The sequence below is a fragment of the Streptomyces sp. NPDC001980 genome (genome assembly GCF_040296885.1).
GTDB lineage: Bacteria > Actinomycetota > Actinomycetes > Streptomycetales > Streptomycetaceae > Streptomyces.
This window is the reverse complement of sequence record NZ_JBEOYD010000041.1, coordinates 42,143-62,787: the sequence shown is the minus strand read 5'-3', so window position 1 is coordinate 62,787 and position 20,645 is coordinate 42,143. Positions and strand designations below refer to the sequence as shown.

16 protein-coding genes and 1 pseudogene are annotated in these 20,645 nt (G+C 69.5%); 8 read left to right on the top strand and 9 right to left on the bottom strand.

All coding sequences use genetic code 11. The features are described 5' to 3' along the window. Positions 1-28: 28 nt before the first annotated feature. Together ABT137_RS40915 and ABT137_RS40910 are read right to left on the bottom strand one after the other, a co-directional pair. Complete coding sequence (locus ABT137_RS40915) at positions 29-961, bottom strand: VOC family protein (RefSeq protein ID WP_351717009.1); 933 nt, start codon at positions 959-961, stop codon at positions 29-31. A gap of 104 nt (positions 962-1,065) precedes the next feature. Continuing rightward, entirely contained in the window at positions 1,066-1,455 is a 390-nt protein-coding gene (locus tag ABT137_RS40910) for a lipocalin-like domain-containing protein (RefSeq protein ID WP_351717007.1), read from the bottom strand. 359 nt (positions 1,456-1,814) lie between these two features. Here ABT137_RS40910 and ABT137_RS40905 point away from each other — a divergent pair, with 359 nt between their 5' ends. Then, entirely contained in the window at positions 1,815-2,246 is a 432-nt protein-coding gene (locus ABT137_RS40905) for an Rrf2 family transcriptional regulator (RefSeq protein ID WP_351717005.1), read from the top strand. Between the two features lie 333 nt (positions 2,247-2,579). On the opposite strand, the gene ABT137_RS40900 is transcribed toward ABT137_RS40905, so the two are convergent. Further along, positions 2,580-3,281 (bottom strand): GntR family transcriptional regulator, encoded by a 702-nt coding sequence (locus tag ABT137_RS40900; RefSeq protein ID WP_350784844.1) that lies wholly within the window; start codon positions 3,279-3,281, stop codon positions 2,580-2,582. Between the two features lie 657 nt (positions 3,282-3,938). On the opposite strand from ABT137_RS40900, the gene ABT137_RS40895 reads away from it, so the two are divergent. From ABT137_RS40895 to ABT137_RS40870, 5 genes are all read left to right on the top strand, one after another. After that, entirely contained in the window at positions 3,939-4,187 is a 249-nt protein-coding gene (locus ABT137_RS40895; protein ID WP_351717003.1) for a hypothetical protein, read from the top strand. Positions 4,188-4,682: 495 nt separating this feature from the next. Next, complete coding sequence (locus ABT137_RS40890) at positions 4,683-6,827, top strand: protein kinase domain-containing protein (protein ID WP_351717001.1); 2,145 nt, start codon at positions 4,683-4,685, stop codon at positions 6,825-6,827. Positions 6,828-7,356: 529 nt separating this feature from the next. Next, a complete protein-coding gene (locus tag ABT137_RS40885) occupies positions 7,357-7,980 on the top strand; it encodes an SMI1/KNR4 family protein (RefSeq protein ID WP_351717072.1) in 624 nt (207 codons plus the stop codon). A 315-nt stretch (positions 7,981-8,295) separates the two neighbouring features. Then, positions 8,296-9,870: a hypothetical protein gene (locus tag ABT137_RS40875; RefSeq protein ID WP_351717000.1), complete on the top strand. Its 1,575-nt coding sequence runs from the start codon at positions 8,296-8,298 to the stop codon at positions 9,868-9,870. Between the two features lie 396 nt (positions 9,871-10,266). Beyond that, on the top strand, positions 10,267-10,701 hold the full coding sequence (locus tag ABT137_RS40870; RefSeq protein WP_351716998.1) for a VOC family protein: 435 nt from the start codon (positions 10,267-10,269) through the stop codon (positions 10,699-10,701). 104 nt (positions 10,702-10,805) lie between these two features. On the opposite strand, the pseudogene ABT137_RS40865 reads toward ABT137_RS40870, so the two are convergent. The 3 genes and pseudogenes from ABT137_RS40865 to ABT137_RS40855 all read right to left on the bottom strand — a co-directional run. Then, positions 10,806-11,054 (bottom strand): annotated as a pseudogene (locus tag ABT137_RS40865) (IS5/IS1182 family transposase); the annotation flags it as partial. A 21-nt stretch (positions 11,055-11,075) separates the two neighbouring features. After that, entirely contained in the window at positions 11,076-11,444 is a 369-nt protein-coding gene (locus ABT137_RS40860; RefSeq protein WP_351716997.1) for an excalibur calcium-binding domain-containing protein, read from the bottom strand. Positions 11,445-11,651: 207 nt separating this feature from the next. Next, positions 11,652-12,827, bottom strand: coding sequence for a cytochrome P450 (locus ABT137_RS40855; RefSeq protein WP_351716995.1), 1,176 nt, complete (start codon positions 12,825-12,827; stop codon positions 11,652-11,654). A 194-nt stretch (positions 12,828-13,021) separates the two neighbouring features. On the opposite strand from ABT137_RS40855, the gene ABT137_RS40850 reads away from it, so the two are divergent. Next, positions 13,022-14,011 (top strand): D-cysteine desulfhydrase family protein, encoded by a 990-nt coding sequence (locus tag ABT137_RS40850; protein WP_502984656.1) that lies wholly within the window; start codon positions 13,022-13,024, stop codon positions 14,009-14,011. A gap of 120 nt (positions 14,012-14,131) precedes the next feature. Here the strand turns inward: ABT137_RS40850 and ABT137_RS40845 are convergent, their stop codons facing one another. Then, positions 14,132-14,764, bottom strand: a complete 633-nt coding sequence (locus ABT137_RS40845; protein ID WP_351716993.1) for a hypothetical protein — start codon at positions 14,762-14,764, stop codon at positions 14,132-14,134. Between the two features lie 219 nt (positions 14,765-14,983). Beyond that, entirely contained in the window at positions 14,984-16,999 is a 2,016-nt protein-coding gene (locus ABT137_RS40840; RefSeq protein ID WP_351717068.1) for a discoidin domain-containing protein, read from the bottom strand. 314 nt (positions 17,000-17,313) lie between these two features. Between ABT137_RS40840 and ABT137_RS40835 the strand changes: the two genes are divergently transcribed. Beyond that, entirely contained in the window at positions 17,314-17,958 is a 645-nt protein-coding gene (locus ABT137_RS40835) for a dihydrofolate reductase family protein (protein ID WP_351716991.1), read from the top strand. 184 nt (positions 17,959-18,142) lie between these two features. Here ABT137_RS40835 and ABT137_RS40830 read toward each other — a convergent pair whose 3' ends face one another. Next, a complete protein-coding gene (locus ABT137_RS40830) occupies positions 18,143-20,614 on the bottom strand; it encodes a DUF8508 domain-containing protein (protein WP_351716989.1) in 2,472 nt (823 codons plus the stop codon). Positions 20,615-20,645 lie beyond the last annotated feature (31 nt).

Sequence of the window (20,645 nt, the reverse complement as noted above, 5' to 3'; positions counted from 1 at the left end):
ACTCCTGTGGGTGTGGGTGCAACGAATGTCAGCGGGGGCTGTGCGAGCCGGTCATCAGAGCGGCGAGGTCCTCGGGCTTGATGAAGGACGGCGGGAGCGGCGGGCCCCAGTTGTAGATCCCGCGGGCCCCGTCGACGGTGGAGGGCTTCCACAGCTGGTCGTCGACGATGCAGTCGAGGTCGCTGTAGTACTCGGAGAAGTTGCCGGCCGGGTCCTTGAGGTACCAGAAGAAGTTCGAGCCGATGTGGTGCCGGCCCAGTCCCCACACGTGCCGCTCGGGGTGCTCCTCCAGCATGGCGGTGGCGCCGCGGCCGACCTCGTCCACGTCGTCCACCTCCCACGCAGTGTGGTGGAGGAAGTCCACCGGAGCCTTCTGGATGAGGATGTTGTGGTGGTCGGTCGAGCAGCGCAGGAAGCTGGCCAGGCTGGGCACGTGGTCGGTAGCCTTGAAGCCGAGGCCCTCGGTGAAGAAGCGCTGGCTCGCGTCCTGGTCGCGCGACCCGATCACCACGTGACCGAGCTTGCGCGGCCGCACCCGGTTCGTCCGCTCCACCCCGGGGGCGCGGCCGTTGGCCCGGGAGGGGCGGCCGGGGCCGTTGTAGGGCACCTGCTCGGCCGGGGTCTGCTCAAGGTGCGCGGCGATCTCCAGAATCACCGTCAGGTTGGAGTTCGGGTCGGCGACTCGCAAGGACGTCGCGCCCCGCTCAGCCGGCACGTCCAGCTTGGCCAGGCCGGCGGCCACGCGGTCCAGGTCGTCCTGGTCGTCCACGCCGACGCCGAGCTCGACAAGTCGGCGCTGTGCGGAGTGGGCGAGCTTCAACTGCTCGCCGCCGTCCTGGGTGGCGAAGCGGTGGACCTTCCCGTCCCCCACCGGCGTCAAGCCGAAGTCTTCGTAGTAGCCGGCCGCGGCCTCGACGTCGGGGACGCCGAGCGTGATCGAGGTCAGGCGGTGCAGGGCCATCGCGTTCTCCTTCCGATGTGGGGCGCATCTGCGGGTTGCCGACTGCTGCCCGGTACTGGCTGTCACGCATATGTCGTTGATCGGGAGAGGCCGGGGGCCGCGTCTTAGGCGCGGGCCCATCGCAGCTCGATGCGGCGCCGTCCCTCGACGTCCGTCGAGAGGGAGAGGGAGTCGCCGTCGAGCCGCGCCCACCGGACCTGGTCCTCGGTGAAGGGCGGCAGTCCGACGCGCACGATGTGCCGGAGCACCCCAGCGGCGTCGGCCTCGTAGTCGCCCATGTAGGCCACCGCGGGTGCGTCGGCGTGGCCGGGGATCACCACTGCCACCTGGTGCGCCGGCCCGTAGTGGAGCCTCCCCGACGGCCGCTGTCCATACGGCTCGTCCAGGAGAGCGCCGTCGTCGCCCAGCTCACGGATGCTGCGCAGGGTCCACGTCCCGAGAAGGTCCGCGTCCCAGTCCGCCCGGGGGGCGGTCGTCTTCTCCGTGCCACTCATATCGCTTCCTTCCGTTCCCGGCCCCGGCACTACCCGATCTGGGCTGTCGTGTGCGCCTGCAAGGCACCGACCTTCCGAGCGGCACCACTCCACTGTAGTCAAATATCGTCAGAGCACAAGAATATCGAAATTTTCGCCCGCAGCTCTACGCCCCTTCCGGCGTCGCTCCGCCCTGCACAGGCTGGCGCGCCGGGTGGTGGCGGGTTCGCTGCACTACGCTCACCGGAGCCCCAGGTCGCCGGGCACCCGTTGCCGGTGTCCCGCGACGACGTGAAGGTGGTCCGCGCCGGACGGCCCGGGGAGATTTGCCGCAGCTTGTTGTAACCATTACGGTTTCTACAGGATGAGGGAGGTGCGCCGTGAGCGCCAACAGCAGGCTGACCATCGCGGCGCACGCGCTGACGTGGATCGGGCTCTACCAGCGCCGTGGTCACGAGGTCGCCACCTCCGAGCAGATCGCGACGAGCGTCAACACCAATCCGGTGGTGATCCGGCGCCTGCTCGCCGAGCTGCGCAAGGCCGGACTGGCCGATTCGCGGCGAGGCGCGGGAGCTGGCTGGATGCTCTCCCGGGACTTGGCGGACATCACTCTGCTCGATGTCCATGAGGCGGTCGAGCCGGGCCCGATCTTCGCCCTGCACCGCTCGACACCCGACCCGGAGTGCGTCGTGGGAGAGCGCATCGGACCGGTGATGACCGCCATCTACAGCGAGATCGAAGCAACCCTCCGCAAGGAGTTGGCGCGAACCACGCTGGAGGACGTCCTGCGGGGCATCCTCCAGGCTGCCTGATCCAACCGCTCACCCCCATGGGCGACCCGACAAGGCGGTGCCGCCACCGCCCTTTGCCTCGCAGCACAACCAGAACTCCCGCACCACCGGTGCGGGACTCTTCGTCGACGGCGGCGCAGCCGGCTCTGTCCCATGGGAGCGCCGACGGTCTGGACCGCGCCACCGGTGCGGGGCGGCGGGCCTCGCCGTGGCAGTCATCGCGGTCCCGTCACGCTGACGCTCAGGTCATCACGAAGAGACGTGTGACCAGCGCGGCCGCCGGTGACCGCCCCCGCTGGAACAACGCCGCCGTGTGCGGAGGATCACCGCGGGCCAGGCTTGCCCACCCGCCCGTCAGGCCTTCGCCGGCGGATGGGTGGGATCTTCCAGATTGTGCTCACGGGCGTAGGCGATGAGCTTTCGAGGCGCCCTGTCGATATGTTCGGTGAGCGCCGCGACCGCGGCATCCGCGTCGCGGTCGAGCGCATGGTCTCGCAACGCCCGGTGCTCCCCAGCCAGGTCGCGGACCTGGTCTTCCGTCAGGGCCCAGTACCAGCGCCGGTAAAGCTCCGCACTGTCGCGCAGTGCGGTGACAATCCCGCTCAGGCGCGGGCTCTGACAGCCAGAAAGCAGCGCCTGATGGAAAGCGCGATGCGTGATGGGCCAGTCCTCGTTGAGACGGCCGTCCTCCCCGTTGGCCGGGGTACGATCAAGTGTGTGGAAGGACGATACGACGGCGGCCTCCCACTTGAGACCCCCCAATGCGATGGACTCTCGCAGGGCAAGCGACTCCACCTGGATCCGGGTCTTGGTGAGGTCGGACAAGTCGTCGATCGACAGCGGCATCACACTGAATCCCCGCTGAGGGCTGGAGACGACCAAGCCCTGCTCGGCGAGCCTGGTCAGCGCCTCCCGCACCACCGAAAGACTCACCCCGAACCGGCCGGCGAGGGCAACGAGCTTCAACCGTTGCCCCGGGACGAGCTGCCCGTTGAGCAGATCTGCCCGGATGTCGTCGAACACCTCTTCGGTACGCGTCGCGCTCTCTCTCGCCATCGGAACACTCTAACATTTTAGCGATAGAATGTGTATTTATCGAAATTAAATCTCTAGATCGATACTTGAGGAGGCTGCGTCGGGAGGGTTCCCTGCGGGCGACCGTGGTGGCTCTCCTCGCGGAGGCCGGCTGCTTGAGGGCTGCAGGAGCTCGGTCGCCCGCGGCGCTGATCTGGCCGAACGCCCCCGCCTCGATGGGCTGCGGGTGAGGGCGGGGCCTTGTGGTGCCCTGGCCACTCCACTTCCGTCACCGACAGTCACAGTCCAGTGAGCGTTGCGGCTTTCACCTTGTCCCGGCTGCCGACTTCAACGCGCGCATATCGGTCCAGGCACGAGCGTCCACTCGTGTCGCTCTCGCGACCCCCGCTGCATGTCCGACTTACTGCGTCCAGGAAGTGACCGTCAACCTGGAGACACCCCGCCCGGACGGCCAGCTCCGGCTGTCGATACCGGCGTCGCGGCAAAGGCCGTACATCGAAGCGGCCTTGTCGGCGGTCGGGCACTTGGCAACCTCACAGAACATCACCATTCCGCACGTTCGTATAACCGGGTTCACCAGTACTTCGGCATGCCACAGGGCGGGCCTCCCGGGTCGCCGTCGCACGGTTCGCGTGGCACGGCCGTGAGCGGCTCGGTCTGCTGCGGGTCCGCGGCGACGTGATCGCTCTGCACGCGGTGATCGAGGCCAAGCAGAAGGACCGCCAGCTCCCGGAGATCCCGGCGCCGCAAGCCCGTCCGGGACAGTTGATGGACCTGATGGCCGCACTGCAGCAGTCTGTCGACAAGGCCCGGACGGCACGCGGCGAGACAGGCGACGCGCTCCCCCAGGAGGCGCCGGTCGCACGGGCGAAGATGACCTCGGCGCGGAAGACGGAGTCGAACGCCGGGCGACCGAGCGACCGTTGAGGTCCACGGCGCGCTGACCTGCCGTGGTCGGGCTCATGGTCGGGACGTCCCGGACCGTGGTCGGGCCTGTGGGCGCCGCATCGGGGCACCGACGAAAGTGGTGGTCCCGCAGTGACGAAATCGGGATGTGGTCATTGCAGAGGTCGGCCGCACCGCGTTCGTGTGGCTAAGCGCTTCAGTTGGTTCTGACCGTGGTTGCGTGATGGCTACGCCAGATGCCTATCGCCCACGGCTACATCCGGCTGTCACACCACAGGAACGCGGTCAGAGTCGCGCCGGAAGCTTTGCCCGATGGTGACGCGGTGCCGTGTTGGGCGGGCCACGGTTAGCACCTCGGCGGTGCGCCACCGTGCCCCGCCTTGTGATCGCACTCCGTCAAACGACGCCACGAAATGCGCTAGCGTCCGTGCTGCCCGCAGCAGCCGGGACTGCAAGCCTCTAACCCACCTTGAGGTGTGGGGAGGGCTCGATCACCGCGGAGTCGCAGGAGGGGCCTTGAGCTGGCAGGACGAGAATACGCCGCCGGTGGTCGGAGAGTACCGTGTTGAGCGCCGCATCGGCGCGGGCGGCATGGGGGTCGTCTATCTGGCTGTGTCGCCGTCGGGCCGACGTGTCGCCCTGAAGATCATCCGAGGGGAGTTTGCGAACGACGCCGATTACCGCGCCCGGTTCCGGCACGAGATCGAGGCCGCTCGGCAGGTCAGCGGGGCGTTTACGGCCTCGGTGGTGGGCGCCGACGCCGATGCCGATCCTCCCTGGATGGCGACGCAGTACTTTGACGCCCCGACGCTCTCGGAACACGTGCGCGAGAACGGCGCGTTCGGCGAGGACGCTGTGCGACGGCTGGGCCGGGGACTCGCCGAGGCCCTGCGTGACATCCATCGAGCCGGTCTGGTGCACCGCGATCTCAAGCCGGGCAATGTGCTGCTGCCCGAGGACGGCCCCCGTGTCATCGACTTCGGTGTCGCCCGGGTACTGAGCGCGGAACCGCTGACACGGAGCGGCAAAGTCCTGGGCACGGTGTCCTTCATGGCACCGGAGCAGCTGAGCACGCCGCGCGAGGTGGGGGCGGCGGCCGACGTGTTCGCACTGGGAGGGGTCCTGACGTATGCGGCGACGGGCCGGGGACCGTTCGACGGCGACACGGGCACCCCACCCATCGCGGTCGCCATGAAGATTGCCCATGACGCTCCGGACCTCGCGGGAGTCCCGTCGGCTCTGCGTCCCGTCATCGAGAAGTGCTTAAGCAAGGACCCCACCGGCCGACCCTCCGCCGCCGATCTGCTCGCTTTGCTTCAGGAACAGGGGATAGAGACAGCAGGGTCAGAGGAACCTGAGAAGACGACGGAACCGGAAGGCTCCGCACTTGGTCCCCGGCGACGGCTCCGGACGCGCACCTACCTGCTTGCCGCTGTCACCGTCATTGCGGTGACAGCGGCGGTCCCAGTGTTTCTGGGGGGCGATGCGGGAGGAGCTCAGGGTGACGCCAAGGGCTCGGCATCGCCCTCGGTCCACGCCTCGTCGATACGAACTGCTCCCGCCATCGAACCAGTTGCGGCTCTGCGGCCGAAGGGGTGGGGTTTGTGGGAGAAGAAGCCGGCCATCGCCACAGGGCACCACGACTATGACAGCCTCCCCTCCTGTGCCGGTACCGGGGATGTACTTGTGTGCACGGAGGTCGGTGTGGTGGCTGAACGGATCGACGTCGCCTCCGGACGGACCATGTGGAGCAAGCCGTACACAGGCCCGTCCACGGATACCGGCTCGGTCGTGGGGTTCGCCGGAGACACGGTCCTGGTCGACGACGCACGGATCGATGCAGAAGGCAGGAAACAGCTCAAAGGCTTCGACGTGAAGACCGGTGACCTGCTGTGGTCCGCCTGGATGACATCGCCAAGCTTCAGCGTGCAGAAGTCCACGGTCACGACGGTTGACCACCCGGAGGCGGACCGAGTCCGGATCGACCGCAGGGATGCGCGCACGGGAAAGCTGGTCGGGTCCAGAACCTTTCCCGCCGGCGAGTACTACACCGTCTTCTGCGGTGAGGACGGTGCGCTGTATCTGCTGAAGGCCGCGGCAGATGAAGGCTTCATCGCATCCGTTGCCGTCCTTGATGACGCCACGCTGCGCACGACCAAGGTTCTCGCCACTTTCGACAAGGACCCCGGCACGCCGGTGGCGGCCGACGGCGGCACGGTGTCCTTCCTGCTCGACGGCCGGAGCGTCACCCGCGTCTCCAGGGCGGACGGAAGCACGGAACGCCTTCCCCTCAGGGACGCTCCCAAGGGCACTGCGCGCACGCAGGGCGACACGCTCTACATCAGCCGGGCGGACGGCATGCTGGCCTCGTACAACCTCCGAACAGGCCGGCGAAACTGGACCGTGGAGACGGGAGGCGAATCTCCCGTTCGCCCGGTGCTTGCCGGCGGCCGGCTGTACAGCTCGGCCATTGATGGGCGAATCACCTGTGTCGATGCTGCGACGGGAAAGACCTGGTGGCGCAGTGCGGCACGACGCGACCCGAACTTGCCCATCGAGAGTCCACTCGACGAGCGCCCTGAACCCGTGGTGCTGAACGGCGTGGTGTACGCGGGAGCCAGCACGGGATCCGTCTTTGCGGTCGCCCCGACCACAGCGTGAGCGTGGGTGAAGAGAAGAGCAGCCCACCCGCGAGACTGACGCCGTAGTCAGGTAGGCGCGAGGACGGTGCCGACTCGTCACGCACAGAACGACGCTGATGGCCGGAGTGGCAACTGGGGCGCTGAGTCCCAGTGAACCGTACGTCGGCTGCAGGCCAATCGGATACGCACCCGAGGCGAGGCATCATGGAAGAGCGGTCACAGCCTGGCAGAGCTTTTGCCCGGGCAGCCGAGCCGTCTCCTCGGCGTCAACGACGTGCTGTGCCGATTGCTGGAACGCGCGCCGAGCGCCCTGCGCGAGTTCTCATTGGAGGACCTGGTCCACCCCGAGGATCTCGCCACCTGGCTGCGGGCGTCCCTGAGCCGGGACGCCTGCCGGATCAGGCTCGCCCGCCGCAACGGCTCCTACCTGGCGGTGTCGGTGACCGCAGCCCCGATTGCGACCGGCGGCGCGGCGCCTCGCCGTGGCCCCGATACCCACATCACCACCGCCCCCCGCCTATTGATCACCTTCGGCCCCCGAGGAGCCGATCGAGACCGTCTGGCACCGCATCGACGCCTGGCTCGCCCGGCACGCGCCTCGCTATCGGGAGCGTCTTCGCCCACCCGCGCAGCCGGACCGGATCGCGGAAGCCGAACGGCATCTGGGTGTTCCGCTCCCCGCCGACCTCGCCCGCTGGTGGTCGTGCGCGGATGGATTCCGGCGAACGCCGCCCGCTCCCCAGCCCCTTGGCCACCTGCTGCCGGACTGCTTCGATCCGTACTCGGTGGCCGAGGCGCTCGGAGAGCGCGCGATGCACCTGCGGGTGAGCCGTGAGATCGTTCCTCCAGACCTCGTGGAGCGGTGGCAGACCTGGCAGGAGCGGTGCAGGCGGGATCCGGCAGCGGCCCTGTACCCCGGCGAGGCATCGGTGCTCTGGATCCCTGAGTGGCTCCCCATCGCGGGCGACGGCGCCGGCGGCGGCCTCTTCGTCGACCTGCGCTCGGGTCCGCACCGCGGATGTGTGGTGCGTTTCAACGACACCGGTCACGAGGCCACTCCCGAGTGGACCGACAGCGAGGCCATGCTCACTCATGTGGCCAACGCCCTGGAATCGCTGCCCATGGACACCGGTGGCGCAACGGTGATCGGCGCATGGCGCGTTCCCGGATGAGAGGAGACGGGTGCCGGCCACGGAGTCCTGCACGCTGACCGCGGTGACCGGCACCGCAAGCAGAAGGCCGATCGTGTCGATGACGATTCCCGCTCCGAGGCCCGGTGGCAGCGGCGTCGGCTTCTTCCAAGGACGCCGGACATCGGTGGCCCAGTGAGCCGGAGCTGGGCACACCCGGTCTGAGTGCCGGCGCCCGACGGATTACAGACCGCACTGGCGACAGATGGAAGTGTTTGTCCTTCAGTCGCTCGGTGTTCATGGCTCCGTCAGCCTTGGAGGGAGCAGCGAGCGAGCGCCCACCGTCACAATCCACCCGTGGCCGAGAGTCCGATTCCCCTGCCGCCGGAGGCAGTTCCGGCGGACGCCGCTGCCTGGCTCTCCTCCGACGCCGACCGCTGGCGCGCGCTGCGGCCCGGCCTGTGGGCGCATCCGTTTCCGACGGTCCTCGCGTTGGCGCTCGCGTGCCTGGCCGCTCTCCGTCTCGCTCCGGCCGATGCGTACTTCTGCAAGGACGGGAGCCCGTGCGCCCCCGACTGGCTCGCTACGGCCGTGGCAGCACTGATGATCACCGTCCTGTACCGCGGCATCCTGCGGCTGCCCCTGCTGACCGCTGTGGCCCTGCCCCTGCCGGCCCTATGGGTATTCCTCGATCCGCGCACTCCCGTCGCCGCCGGCATCGCCGTGGCCGTCGCGGCCTGCTACGCCTGCCTCGCCTGTCTGCACCGGCTCGCCGCCGCCCGCAGACAGCGGCGGCTCGCACTGGAGGCCGCGGGCCCCGCGCGACATCCCCTGCCCGAGGCGGCGATGACCGTCCCGGCCGACGGTGAACAGCTGGGCTGCGGCACCCTGATGGCCGTCGCCGCCGTCCTCGCCTTCGTTCTCGGCCCGCTCGGCATCACCCCACTCATGGGCGCCACAGGCTTGCAGTGGGTTGCGGTCATCGGGACCGTCTTCGGCAGCCTGAACCTGGCCTACTACACACGAGACCGGCGCCGGGCCGCCGTCTTACGCCGCGGCGGCCCGGCGCCCGCGCTGCGCGTACTCGTACGCAAGGGCGGCGGCCACAACGACCGGCGTACGTACGTCTTCGCGGCCGACGACCTCGAAGGGCACAGGCCGGTCCTCGGCTGCTACACCCGGCTCGCCGGCAAGGAGTTCGTGAGCCCCGTGCACAACCGGCTGCGTGAGGCGGTGCTGTTCGGCCCGCCCCACCCGGGCGGCGGGCTCATCCTCGTCTCGTCCGACGGACAGGAGACGCCCCGGCTCTGTGTCGAGTACAACACCGTACCGGCACGTCAGGAGTTCCCCATGGGCCGGCCCGAGCAACTCGGGCCCGGCGCCGCCCCCGTGAGCTGGGGGCCGGGAACCGGGAGCCGACTGTGCGCAGTCCTCTTCGAAGCCGCGATCATCGCCTCCGTGACCGCTCTCTCGACCGTACCCGTCAGCACGCCCCTTTCGTTCCGCGTGTTCCTTGCCCTCTTCGCCCTCGGCACCGTCGGCCCCATCGCCCAACAGTTCAGCTGGCGTGTCACGGCGGACAGCACGGGCCTATGGGTGGTCGGGATGAGACGGGTCAGGCACGTGCCCTGGAGTCGGCTCAGCCATGTCTGGCTGAGGGACCGCGGATTCAACATCATTTACTCCGACGACTCCCCTGGCGGCGAACGCGGCGCGGAGGTCTTCGGCGTCGTCGCGCCGTCCTGGCTCAACCGCCGCTTCCGCCGCAGGCCGGAAGCGCTGCGCGCCGTCGACGGGATCCGGACCCTGCAGGCCGACCCCACACTGCGCCCCACCGGGAAAAGCGCCCCCAAAGACAGGGGAAGACCCGTAGGTCTGCCCCTGCTGGTCGTCCATGCGGTGTCGGCGATCGCGCTGCTCGTACTCGGCTGACCAGCACACGGACTACGGGTATACGCGCAGGTCGAGCGGGCAGGCGAGGGAGAAGCCCAGCGGCAGCAGGTTTGACGGCGTGTCACGAGGTACCTGTCCTCGCATGCCGGGCACGAGCGCGCCCTACGACCTATGCCGGTCCAGCAGCTCGCGGGTTACCTGCCCTGATGGCGTGACTGAGGGTTGTCCCCCAACTGATCTTGACCTGAAGGTGGTTGGCCGGGACTGGATCCTGGGGACCACTGGGGCACTCCGCCGCCACGGTCGCGTCGTTCTCGTGGACTGTCCGGTTTGATCACCTGGTGTCCAAGGCGGCCCAGGATGCGACGGGTGACGGGCGGATCCGCCTGGGGAAATGAGCGGCAGGGTCCCCCTGGTACGCGGTACGGTGCGCCGATGTCGGCGATCAAGAAGTTCCAAGTCACCTTTGACTGCGCAGAACCTGAGCGCCTTGCCCGCTTCTGGTGTGAAGTGCTGGGGTACGTCATACCGCCGCCACCGGAGGGGTTCACCACCTGGGACGATTTCAACCGCACCCTGCCTCCTGAGAAGCAGGGATCATGGTTCGCCTGCAGTGATCCCTCAGACGTGGGCCCGCGCCTGTACTTCCAGCGCGTCCCCGAGGGCAAGATCGTCAAGAATCGGGTGCATCTCGACGTCCGGGTCGGCACCGGGCTCGTGGGGGACGAGCGCCTCGCCGCGCTCGAAGCCGAGTGCGCACGACTGGTCGCGCTCGGTGCGACCCACGTGCGAACGCTGTACGCCGATGAGGAAAACGAGTCGTGCATCCCCATGCTGGACATCGAGGGCAACGAGTTCTGTATCGACTGAGCATTCTCCGAGCCGGAGAGGCCCAAGGAAGGTGGAGAGCCACCTTCCTTGGGCCTCTCCGGTCTCGTACGGGGCGGGAGTTGCCCCGCGAGGGCGAGGTTGTGCAGCCGCGCGAAGACGTGCTCGACGCGGGCCCGGACCTTGCGGTGGGAGGTGTTGTGCTCCTCTCTCCAGGCCGGCAGTTCGGTCTGGCCGCGTGCACGGCGGTACGGAATGAGCAGGCCGGTGCCCCGACAGCCGCCGTCCGCGATGACCGTGGCCCGACCGACGGCGGCCTGCACACCGGAAAGTTCCCACGCGAGCCCGCCGGCGACGGAACTGCTTCGGTGGCAGGCCCTTCTCGTGTCCCCCTCCCCGGGGCGGGCCTGCCGCTGTCATTCGCAGGCGACGCCGTCGCCGTCCCGGTCGAGATGCGCGTCGTATCCGGGGTCGCCTCGGTGGAGGGGGGTGACGCCGGCGGCGCGGGCGGCGGTGCAGTTGGCGTAGTAGGTGCTGCCACCGCTGTCGTCGTCGGAGCTCACGGAGTCTCCACCAGCCGAGTCCGCGGTGACGGTCACCCTGACCTTGACCTTGACCGTCTTCGTCTCGGTGACGGTGGGCGCCGGCTCGGGTGCGGCGGTCTCCGTGGCCGTCGCCGTCGCCGTCACCGTGGCGGTCGCGGTGGGCCGAGGCTTGTCGTCCGCGACGGCCTTCTTGTCGTCGTTGCCGCTGCCGCCGGCGGCGATGCCGACGATGAAAGCCACGGCGAGGGCGGGCAGTACGACCCTTTTGCGAGCCCACCTGGGTATGGATCTGGCGGGTTGTGGCACGTTGTACGGGTTGCTCATTTTCCCCCCTGGTTACCGTGAGAACGATGACGTTAGTCATCAGGTGGGGTGGTGAAGCAGCTTTGGGACAGCAGTCACCTGTTCGTGAGGACGTCCGCCATGCCCTTCGGCCGTCGAGGGTCGTCAGGCCGGAACGTCCCAGAGCACGTGGAGGGCGGCCGGCTTGCGGAAGACCAGGCCGTGCGGGGCGGCGGGCCGCTGCGGGTCGAGGCGGAGTCCGGGGAGGCGTTCGAGCAGGCGCTGGAGGGCGATGCGGGTCTCCAGGCGGGCCAGGTGGGCGGCGAGGCAGTGGTGCGGGCCGTGGGCGAAGGCCAGTTGAAGGCGGGCTTCGGCGCGCCGGACGTCGAATCGGTCCGGGTCGGTGAAGACGGCCGGGTCGCGGTTGGCGCCGGTCAGAGAGACGCTGACGAGGTCGCCGCGGCGGATGGCAGCCGGGCCGAGCACGCTGTCGCGGGTGGCGTAGCGGTCCACCACAGCCGCGCCGGGCTCCAACCGCAGGGACTCCTCGACGGCTCCGTCCAGCAGGCCGGAATCGGCCTGCACCAGGGCGAGTTGAGCGGGGTTCTGCAGCAGGTGGAGCAGGGCGTTGGTGATCATCGCTTCGGTCGTCTCGATGCCGCCGAACATCAGCACCGCCGCGTTGGAGGCCACTTCGGGCACGTCCAGTTGCTCGGCGGCGGAGACGAGGAGCGAGGAGGCGTGCGGGTCGGCGACGGTTGCCTCGACGGCGGCCCGCAGTTGTGCGTAGGCGGCGGGACCCGCCGGGCCCGCCGCCAGGCCCTCGGTGATGTCCGAGACCGACCGTACGATGGCGTCGTACCAGGAGAGCACCGTGTCGGTGGTGGTCCCGACCAACCCGAGGGCGTCGGTGACGACGGCCACCGCGAGCGGTCCGGCGAAGGCGCGGCGCAGTTCGGTGGCGCCCTCAGGTTCCAGTGCGGTGATGAGGCGGTCGGTCTCCCGTTCTATGAACGCGGCGAAGTTGTCGTGCACCCTTCGGGGCCGGAAGGGTGCCGCGAAGGGCTCGCGGTGGCGGGTGTGCGCGGCGCCGTCCAGGGACAGCATGCTCGGTCCGACGACCTGGGCGGTGGTGAAGCGGGGGTCGTCGACGGTGAAGGTGGCGGAGTCCCTCATCACGTCCAGCCCGAGGTCGCGGCGGGTGACCAGCCAGCCGTTCAGCTCGGGCAGCCACGACACCGGCTCGTGGGCGCGGAGCAGTGCCAGGCGCGGGTGCGGATCCCGGGCGAGTTCGGCGAGCGTGGTCGAGGCTCCGAGGGGGAACGAGTCGGCGGTGCTCATCGCGCTGTCCGGCCGGGAGGAGGGAAACGGTTCACGAGGCATCGTAATCACGGCGCCCCGTCCGCACGTTCACCGGCCCTGGCGCGCGGACGGCCACGGAGTTCAGCGGGGTGCGTCCTCGGGAAGACATGGGTGCGCCGCGGGACGGACACGCGGGCACGGAGACGCGGGCACGGAGACGAAGGGGTTGTCGCATGGGCACGATGCGCGAGGAGCACCGCAAGGTCACGCTGGCCTCCTGGCCGACACCGCTCGAACCCGCCCCTCGGCTCGGGCAGGCCCTGGGGCTCGGGCCGGACGACCTGTGGATCAAGCGGGACGACCTGATCGGGCTCGGCGGCGGAGGGAACAAGGTCCGCAAGCTCGAGTGGACCTGCGGACAGGCCCTCGCCGAGGGGGCGCGAACCCTTGTCACCAGCGGGGCGCCGCAGAGCAACCACGCCCGCCTCACCGCGGCGGCCGGCGCTCGGCTCGGCATGGACGTCGTCCTCGTCCTCGCGGGCGAGCCCACCGGCACGGCCGCGGGCAATCAGGCGCTCGACGGCCTCCTCGGCGCGAGGGTCGTGTGGGCCGGCGCGGTGGACGGCGCCGAGCTCGCCGCCGTCCTCGACCGTGTCGTCGCAGGGCTGCGTGAGCGGAACGCGGCTCCGGCGCTCATTCCCTTCGGCGGATCGAGTCCCGTCGGCGCCCTGGGCTATGTCGACGGCGGGCGTGAACTCCTCGCGCAGGCTCCCGATCTGGCCACCGCCGTGGTCGCGCTGGGCAGCGGTGGCACGATGGCCGGGCTGGTGCGTGCCCTCGGCGCAGACCGGGTCCTGGGCGTGCACTGCGGCGCCGTGGCGGATCCGGGGCACACCCTCGACCTGCTGCTGACGGAGCTGTACGCACCCTCCCCCGCGCCGCGGCGGCCACGGCTGCGGCTCGACCAGGTCGGGGCCGGATACTCCCACCTCACCGAACCGGTCACCGAGGCGGTCCTCCTCGCCGCCCGGACCGAGGGACTCGTCCTGGATCCCGTCTACACCGGGCGGGCCATGGCCGGTCTCGTGGCCGCCGTGCGCGAGGGTGACGTCCGTCCGGGTGAGCGGACCGTCTTCGTCCACACCGGAGGACTCCCCGGGCTCTTCGGGCACCAGGAGGCACTACGACGGGCCGGAGAGGTTCTCACGGCGCGTGCCATGTGACCGGACAGGACGGGACATGCCACACGGGTGACCAGGCCCGGCGTGACAGCCTGACAGCGTGGAGATCTTGCTGGCGTCGGTGAGTCACCGGTCCTGACGCGGGCCGGGGACGGGAAGGGATCACTCCGCCTCGACCGTCGTGGTGACCCGGGTGAGCGCGGGTCGGCGCGGTACCGAGCCGAACCCGAACCGCACGGGAGGTTCGACGGGTGCGAGCGCACCCAGGTCCGCACCGTCGTAGTCGCCCGAGAGCCGGCGGATCGCCCGCAGATCCCGCGCGCCGTACCACTCCCTCCGGCCGCCACCCGCGCTGCCGCGGGTCCGTACGCCGGGCAGCAGCATGCGGGCGACACGGTCGGTGACGACGGACCACGCCGGGCGGCGGGCGAGTGGTCCGGGGACGGCATGCAGCAGATGGCCGAGGAGCGTGCGGGGGCCGGTGGTGAAGCGCAGGCGGAGCGGTCCCGCCGCGACGGTCCAGGTGTCTGCGAGGACGGCGACGTCGACCGGTACGACGCGTACGGTGTCGAAGTGGTAGGTGGCGCGGACGAATTCCGCGGTCCACCGGGTCGGAGCGAGCAACAGCCGTTCTCCGTCGCTTCGTTCCAGCATCACGTCGCTGAACGGGCCGAACGGCGAGCGGAGCCAGTGACCCAGTACGACGCGGTTGCCGGAGGTGGTGCCGAGGCCCGCGATCCAGCCGTCGAAGCACAGCCGGGGGCGCCGGGCGCCCGGCCGGAACACCCGCCTCATGTGTCCGCCCTTCCCTCGTGATCCCGGTGGAGGTCGCCCTGGCCGGACCTCGGTGGTAGTGGTCGGGACAGTCTGGCCGCACAGGGTGCGCGCGGACGAAGCCGCCGCGCCGGGTAGCCGTCGGATCACGAGACCCGCGAGGGGAGCGGTGAGGGGGTGACGAGGTAAGGGGGGTGATGACAGCGACGGCACGCATGCCGTCGCCGGACGGCCGCCGCGTCAGGCGCTGTGGACCCCGACCTCGTACAGTGAGTATCCCCAGTCGGTGCCGCGGTCGAGACCGTGGATCCGGACGTAGCGGGCCGGGGTGCCGGTGAACCGGGCCGTGTCCAGGCCGCCGTCGCCGCTCGTGGTGGACCAGGCGGTCTGCCAGTTCGTGCCGTCGGTGGAGAGTTCGACGCGGTACGACGTGCCGTAGGCGCGTTCCCAGTCCAGCGTCACCCGGGAGACGAGGTGGGTGGAGCCCAGGTCGACCTGCCACCACTGGTCGTCGCTCCAGTCGCTGGCCCAGCGGGTGGAGTCGTCGCCGTCCACGGCGCGGCCCGGCTGGTAGCTGGTGAACGGGTTCGACTCGGACGAACTGGCCGTGGCCGGCTGTCCCTTGGCGAGGTTGGCGGAGGCCTGGTGCTGTTCCGTTGCTCCCCAGGTGTCGAGGTAGGACTCGGCGCCCCGGAACAGGTCGTTCACCACGTCCTGGCCGCCGACCTGCCGGATGTCCTCGATCCAGTCGGGAATCATGCCGGCGTGGGCCGCGCCGTCGGTGTTGATGTCGAAGGTGCGCTCGCCGGAGGTCTGCTTGTCGATGACGGAGCCGCCGTCGACGCTCTTGAAGGGGTACGTCACCTTGTTCGCCGCGTCCGCGCCGCGCGGGGCGGGGTGGTCGCCGATGCCGTTGAAGTCGGTGCCGTAGCCGTAGCCCACGTCGTACTTGTCGCGCAGCGCCTTGGTCCGGGCGGCTTCCGCGACGAAGCCCTCGGAGCCGTGCATGTACTGGGCGACGAAGCCGCCGAGGGAGTAGACCCGCTCGGTCCAGTTCAGGTCCATCCAGCTGTGCGAGGAGATCACGCCGGGGTAGGACGCCGACTCCAGGATGTCGAGGGCCTGGCCGACGGCCTTGACGCCCATGTGGTCGATCTCCAGCATCATCTTGCGCTTCATCATGCCGCGCACGGCGTACTCGCCGAGATCGGTGAGACCGCGCTTGTTGCACTGTGCGTCCGAGTCGTACGAGGGGACGTCCACGCCCGCCGGCAGGTCCGCCTCCGCCTCCGAGGAGGCGCTGCCGATGGGGTTGTCGTGTTGCGGGCCGGTGCACTTCTCGGTCTGCCAGAACGTGCCGGTGGACAGGAACTGGCCGACGTTGATGGCCGTTCCGAGGCCGCCGGAGTCGAAGCGGACGCCGCACAGCGCGTTGTCGAACTTGTGGCAGAGGAACATGGAGCGGACGCCGAGTGCGTAGAGTTCGTCGAGGCCCTTGTCGATGTCCTCCTTGCTGCACTGCGGGATGTCGAGGATCTGCTTGCAGCCGAAGGGTTCGGAGGTCTCGACCCCGAGGACGACGGCGAGTTTGCCCTCCTCGATGACCTGCCGCGCCTGAGCGCTGTCGGTGACGACGCGGAACCAGCCCTTGCCGGTGCCGCCGTACATCGTGTCGATGTAGGCCTGGAGGTCGTAGGTCATCTTCGCCTGCAGCCGGATCGAGGTCATCTCGTCACAACTGCGGTCCTTGAAGGGGTAGATGGAGCAGATCATGCCGTTGGTGACGAGGTCGTTGACGAGCACGCGCTGGCCGCCGCGCCAGGCCCGCTCCACCCAGGCGTAGTAGTCGGCCTGGTGCGTCATCGAGTCGTACGCGGGCCAGTCCTTGAAGGTCGGCCAGCCGACCGGGTCGTGCTTGCCGTCACCGCCGTGGGTGATGTAGTCGAAGAGCGCGAGGGTGCCGTCGGGGTAGTGCTCGGGGCAGTCCTTGAGGGCGTCGGCGACGCCGGCCGCGGAGAAGACCTTGCCGCAGATCAGCCGGCCCCCGAAGGCCTCGTTGCCGAACAGGTGGTTGTGCGCGTCGACGAACCCCTGTACTTCTCCTGCCGAGTCGGTGCCGGTGAACGGCTCGCCGGTGACGTCGATCTGGACGTCCGGGGCGGGTCGTGCGGTCGGGATCCACCAGTCGTTGCCGGCCGCGGAACTCGGGGTCGGCCCGAGGACCATGGTCAGTACCAGGAGCAGCAGCGACAGCATGGTGACGTTCTTGCGGCTGCGGTGCGAGCGTCCGGTCGGCGTCACGGTCCACGTCCCTCGGTCGACGGGAGGGCGCGATTGACGAAACCATGGGATTGTCATGAACCGCGCAATACTTGGGACGAGGATCATGCCGCGCGCCGACGGAGTCAAGTGCCCGGGACGCCTGACCTGACATGTGCCGACGGGGGCGCTTCACGAGACGCCTTGGAAGAAAGTTGTGTGCCGCTGTCGATACGGCCACATTCTGTTCGACGTCATCATGTGGGGCGCTTGGCCGCACGATGACGCGACAGGGTTCGGTGAGGATGCGCGTGGATCAATTGCTGAGAGTCATGAACTTCAATGTCTCCAGTGACGGAATCGGTGCCGGAGAGCATCAGAGTCTGGAGAAGCCGTTCGGCCTCGACCATGCGGAGCGGCTGTTCGCCTGGGCCGGGGCCACGGCGAGCTGGCCCATGCGGACGGATCCCGGGGGGAGCCGGGGCCTGGACGACTACTTCACGCGGGACTTCGCACGCGACATCGGTGCCGAGATCATGGGCCGCAACAAGTTCGGGCCCCGGCGCGGGCCCTGGCAGGACCATGAATGGCGCGGCTGGTGGGGCGAGGAGCCCCCGTTCCGCACGCCGGTGTTCGTCATGACCCACCACGGGCGTCCGTCGTTCACGCTCTCCGACACCACGTTCCACTTCGTCAACGGCGCCCCGGCCACGGTCCTCGAACGGGCCCGGGAAGCCGCGCAGGGCAAGGACGTCCGGCTCGGCGGCGGGGTCACCACCATCCGGCAGTTCCTCGATGCCGACCTCGTCGACACCCTGCATGTGGCGGTCTCGCCGGTAGAGCTCGGGTCCGGACTACGACTGTGGGACTCCCCCGATGAGCTGCTCGACCGGTTCCACCTGGAGGTCGTGCCCAGCCCGAGCGGCGTGACGCACCACTTGTTCTGGCGAAGGTGAGACGAGGACGCCTGGACCGCCGCCGACACCACGACCGGCCGTGCGGGCCCGGTCGTGGGCAGGCTGCCGGCACGGACCTTGGTGCAGAGATCTTCCGGGAAGTGAGTGAGGAGACTCCGCCGAGACGTCGCTTGGTCGTCCCTTGCGGGACGACCAAGCGGCAGTCGACCGGGGCGATGAGCCGTTACGGCTTCACGCGGACGATCTGCGGGTCGTGGTCGCTGGTCTGCGCGGCGAACTCGCTGTTGATGTGCACCACGTCGTAGTCGGCGCCGTGCTTCAGGCCCGGGCTGACCAGGATGTGGTCCAGCACCTGGGAGTTGCCCTCGTAGACGTACGAGTAACGCTCCTTGACCGGCAGGGTGTTCACCAGGTCGGTGAGGATCTCGCCGTTCGCCGTGAGTGAGGTCACCGCGGGCGAGAACTGGTAGTCGTTCAGGTCTCCCAGGACGACCAGGTCCGCCTTCGGGTTCGCCTTCTCCAGTGACTCGACGAACTCCCGCTCCACCAGGGCCTGTCGGTTGCGCTGCGCCTCGGAGCTGCGTACCGGCGGCTGGAAGCGGCTGTCGATCGCCTGGTCGCCGCCCTTGCTGTTGAAGTGGTTGGCGATGACAAACAGCGTCTTGCCGCGGAACGTGAACTCACCGACCAGGGGCTTGCGCGAGGAGGTCCACGCGTCGTCGGTCGGCGCGATCCGGCCCGGGGACGCGGTCAAGTGGGTGTCGGCGCCCGTGCCGGTCACACCGACGGCCGTGGACGAGTCGCCGCCCGGACGGTCGGTGAACTGCACGCGGTCCGGGTTGAACAGGAACACCTGGCGGATGTTGCCGCCCGGCTGACCGCCGTCCTTGTCGTTGACGGGGTCGATCTGCCGCCACTCGTAGCGCGGCCCGCCGGCCGCGACGATCGCGTCGACCAGCTTGCCCAGCGTCTTGTCGGCGGCGACCGTGCCGTCGTCGGTGGCGCCGCTGTTGTCCTGGATCTCCTCCAGGGCGACGATGTCAGGCGAACGGAGGTTCGTCACCAGGCCCTTGGCGAGCGCGTCGAACTTCGACTGCGCGTTGCCGGGTGCCAGGTTCTCCACGTTGTACGTGGCGACGCTCACCTGGGAGGCGCTCTGCTTCGCCGTCACCTCGGGCTTGATGTCTCCCGCGCGGACGGTGCCGATGGTGCGGGCCTGGACCGCATAGGTGCCGGCGAACTGGTTGTAGTCCAGCGGGCCCTCGGTGGTACCGGCCAGCGTGTCGCCCACGTTCGCCACGGGGAACGCCTGCTGGGCGGTCGGGATCAGCGACTGGACCATGAGGCGGCCGGAGTTGGGCTCGTCGTAGCCCTCGTACAGGGTGCCGCCGCGCTTGGTGGGGTTCTGGTCGGGCTGGACCGTCACCCACATCTCCGAGTACGGGTCCGTCGCGCCGACCACCCGGCTGCTGCCGATGCGGACGTTCATGCCCTCCAGCGACTCGTAGGTGTCGAGGGCGTACTCGTCGGGGCGCAGCGGCAGGTTCTCGATGCTTGCGCCGCCCGCCTGCGGGGCGAACTGCTCGGGCACCGAGTGCTCGTCGAGGACGACCGGGGCCGGCACGGCGTTGCCGCTCGACACGACGTTCACGGTGGCCTTGGTCAGCTCGGTGACGGACTGTATGCCGGTGTCCTGGCCGCCCGGGTAGTACTCCTGGACCGTGGCGTCGAGGGAGACGCTGTCGCCGACCTTCACGGTGGGCGTGGTCGAACCGGTGAAGACGAAGACGCCCTCGCTGGTACGCGGGTCGGCGTCGGGGTTCGGGTCCTGGACCCAGTAGCCCTGCGAGGAGCCGTACGCGCGGACGCCCGTGACGATGCCGGTGACACCGGAGACGGCCTTGCCGTTGAGCGGCGAGATGCGGGCGTCGCCCTGGATGTCGTGGATCTTCGCCGGGGTGGCCGGCGGAGTGGTGGGGGGCGGCGTGGTCGCCGGGTCGGTCGGGGTCGTGCCGCCGCCGGTGTCCCCGGTGTTCTGCGGGGACGGATCGCCGGCGGTGAAGTCCGCGGCGTTGTCGTCGGTGTCGGCGAGGGTGGCCGCGCGCGCCACGGACGCGGTGTTGCTGGCGCCGGCCGCGGCGCCGTTGCCCTCGTGCACCACCGCGGTACCGAAGCCGACCAGGTCCTTGACCCGCGAGTCGGCCTGGCAGTCGGCGGCGGTGAGGCAGGTCAGCGGGTCGCTGCCGGTGACCAGCGCGATGGTGCCGTTGGTGCCGGACATGTTGATCGAGCCGGTCACGTCGGGTGTCGGCAGCGCCTTGGTGCCGCCCGTGCCCGCGGCCTCCTGGACCAGGTAGCGGCCGCCGCCGGCGAGCGAGCCGGTGAGCGGGGTCGACTGCCACTTGGAGGAGGCGGTCGGCGCGCCCGGCAGGTACTGGACGCTGTAGCCGCTCAGGTCGACCGAACCGCTGCCGGCGTTGGCCAGCTCGACGAAGTCGTTGGTGTACGTGGCGCCCGAGTTTCCGCCGCCTCCGTAGACCTCGGCGATCAGCGCCTCGTGCGAGGCGGCCATGGCGTTGATGCTCAGACCGGCCGTGGCGAGCACGACGGCGCCCGCGATGCCGTAGGGCAGGGCGCGCTTGTGTCTGGAACGCCGCGGACGCGGCTCGGCGGCCTCGGATGAGGGGTGCGACACGGAGGGGCTCTCCTTCATACAGACGGCGTGA

What these genes read in the sequence shown, in the direction of transcription:
- ABT137_RS40915 (WP_351717009.1), bottom strand. Translation starts at nt 961, where the DNA reads ATGGCCCTGCACCGCCTGACCTCGATCACGCTCGGCGTCCCCGACGTC.
- ABT137_RS40910 (WP_351717007.1), bottom strand. Translation starts at nt 1,455, where the DNA reads ATGAGTGGCACGGAGAAGACGACCGCCCCCCGGGCGGACTGGGACGCG.
- ABT137_RS40900 (WP_350784844.1), bottom strand. Translation starts at nt 3,281, where the DNA reads ATGGCGAGAGAGAGCGCGACGCGTACCGAAGAGGTGTTCGACGACATC.
- ABT137_RS40870 (WP_351716998.1), top strand. Translation starts at nt 10,267, where the DNA reads ATGTCGGCGATCAAGAAGTTCCAAGTCACCTTTGACTGCGCAGAACCT.
- ABT137_RS40855 (WP_351716995.1), bottom strand. Translation starts at nt 12,827, where the DNA reads ATGAGCACCGCCGACTCGTTCCCCCTCGGAGCCTCGACCACGCTCGCC.
- ABT137_RS40850 (WP_502984656.1), top strand. Translation starts at nt 13,022, where the DNA reads ATGGGCACGATGCGCGAGGAGCACCGCAAGGTCACGCTGGCCTCCTGG.
- ABT137_RS40845 (WP_351716993.1), bottom strand. Translation starts at nt 14,764, where the DNA reads ATGAGGCGGGTGTTCCGGCCGGGCGCCCGGCGCCCCCGGCTGTGCTTC.
- ABT137_RS40840 (WP_351717068.1), bottom strand. Translation starts at nt 16,999, where the DNA reads ATGCTGTCGCTGCTGCTCCTGGTACTGACCATGGTCCTCGGGCCGACC.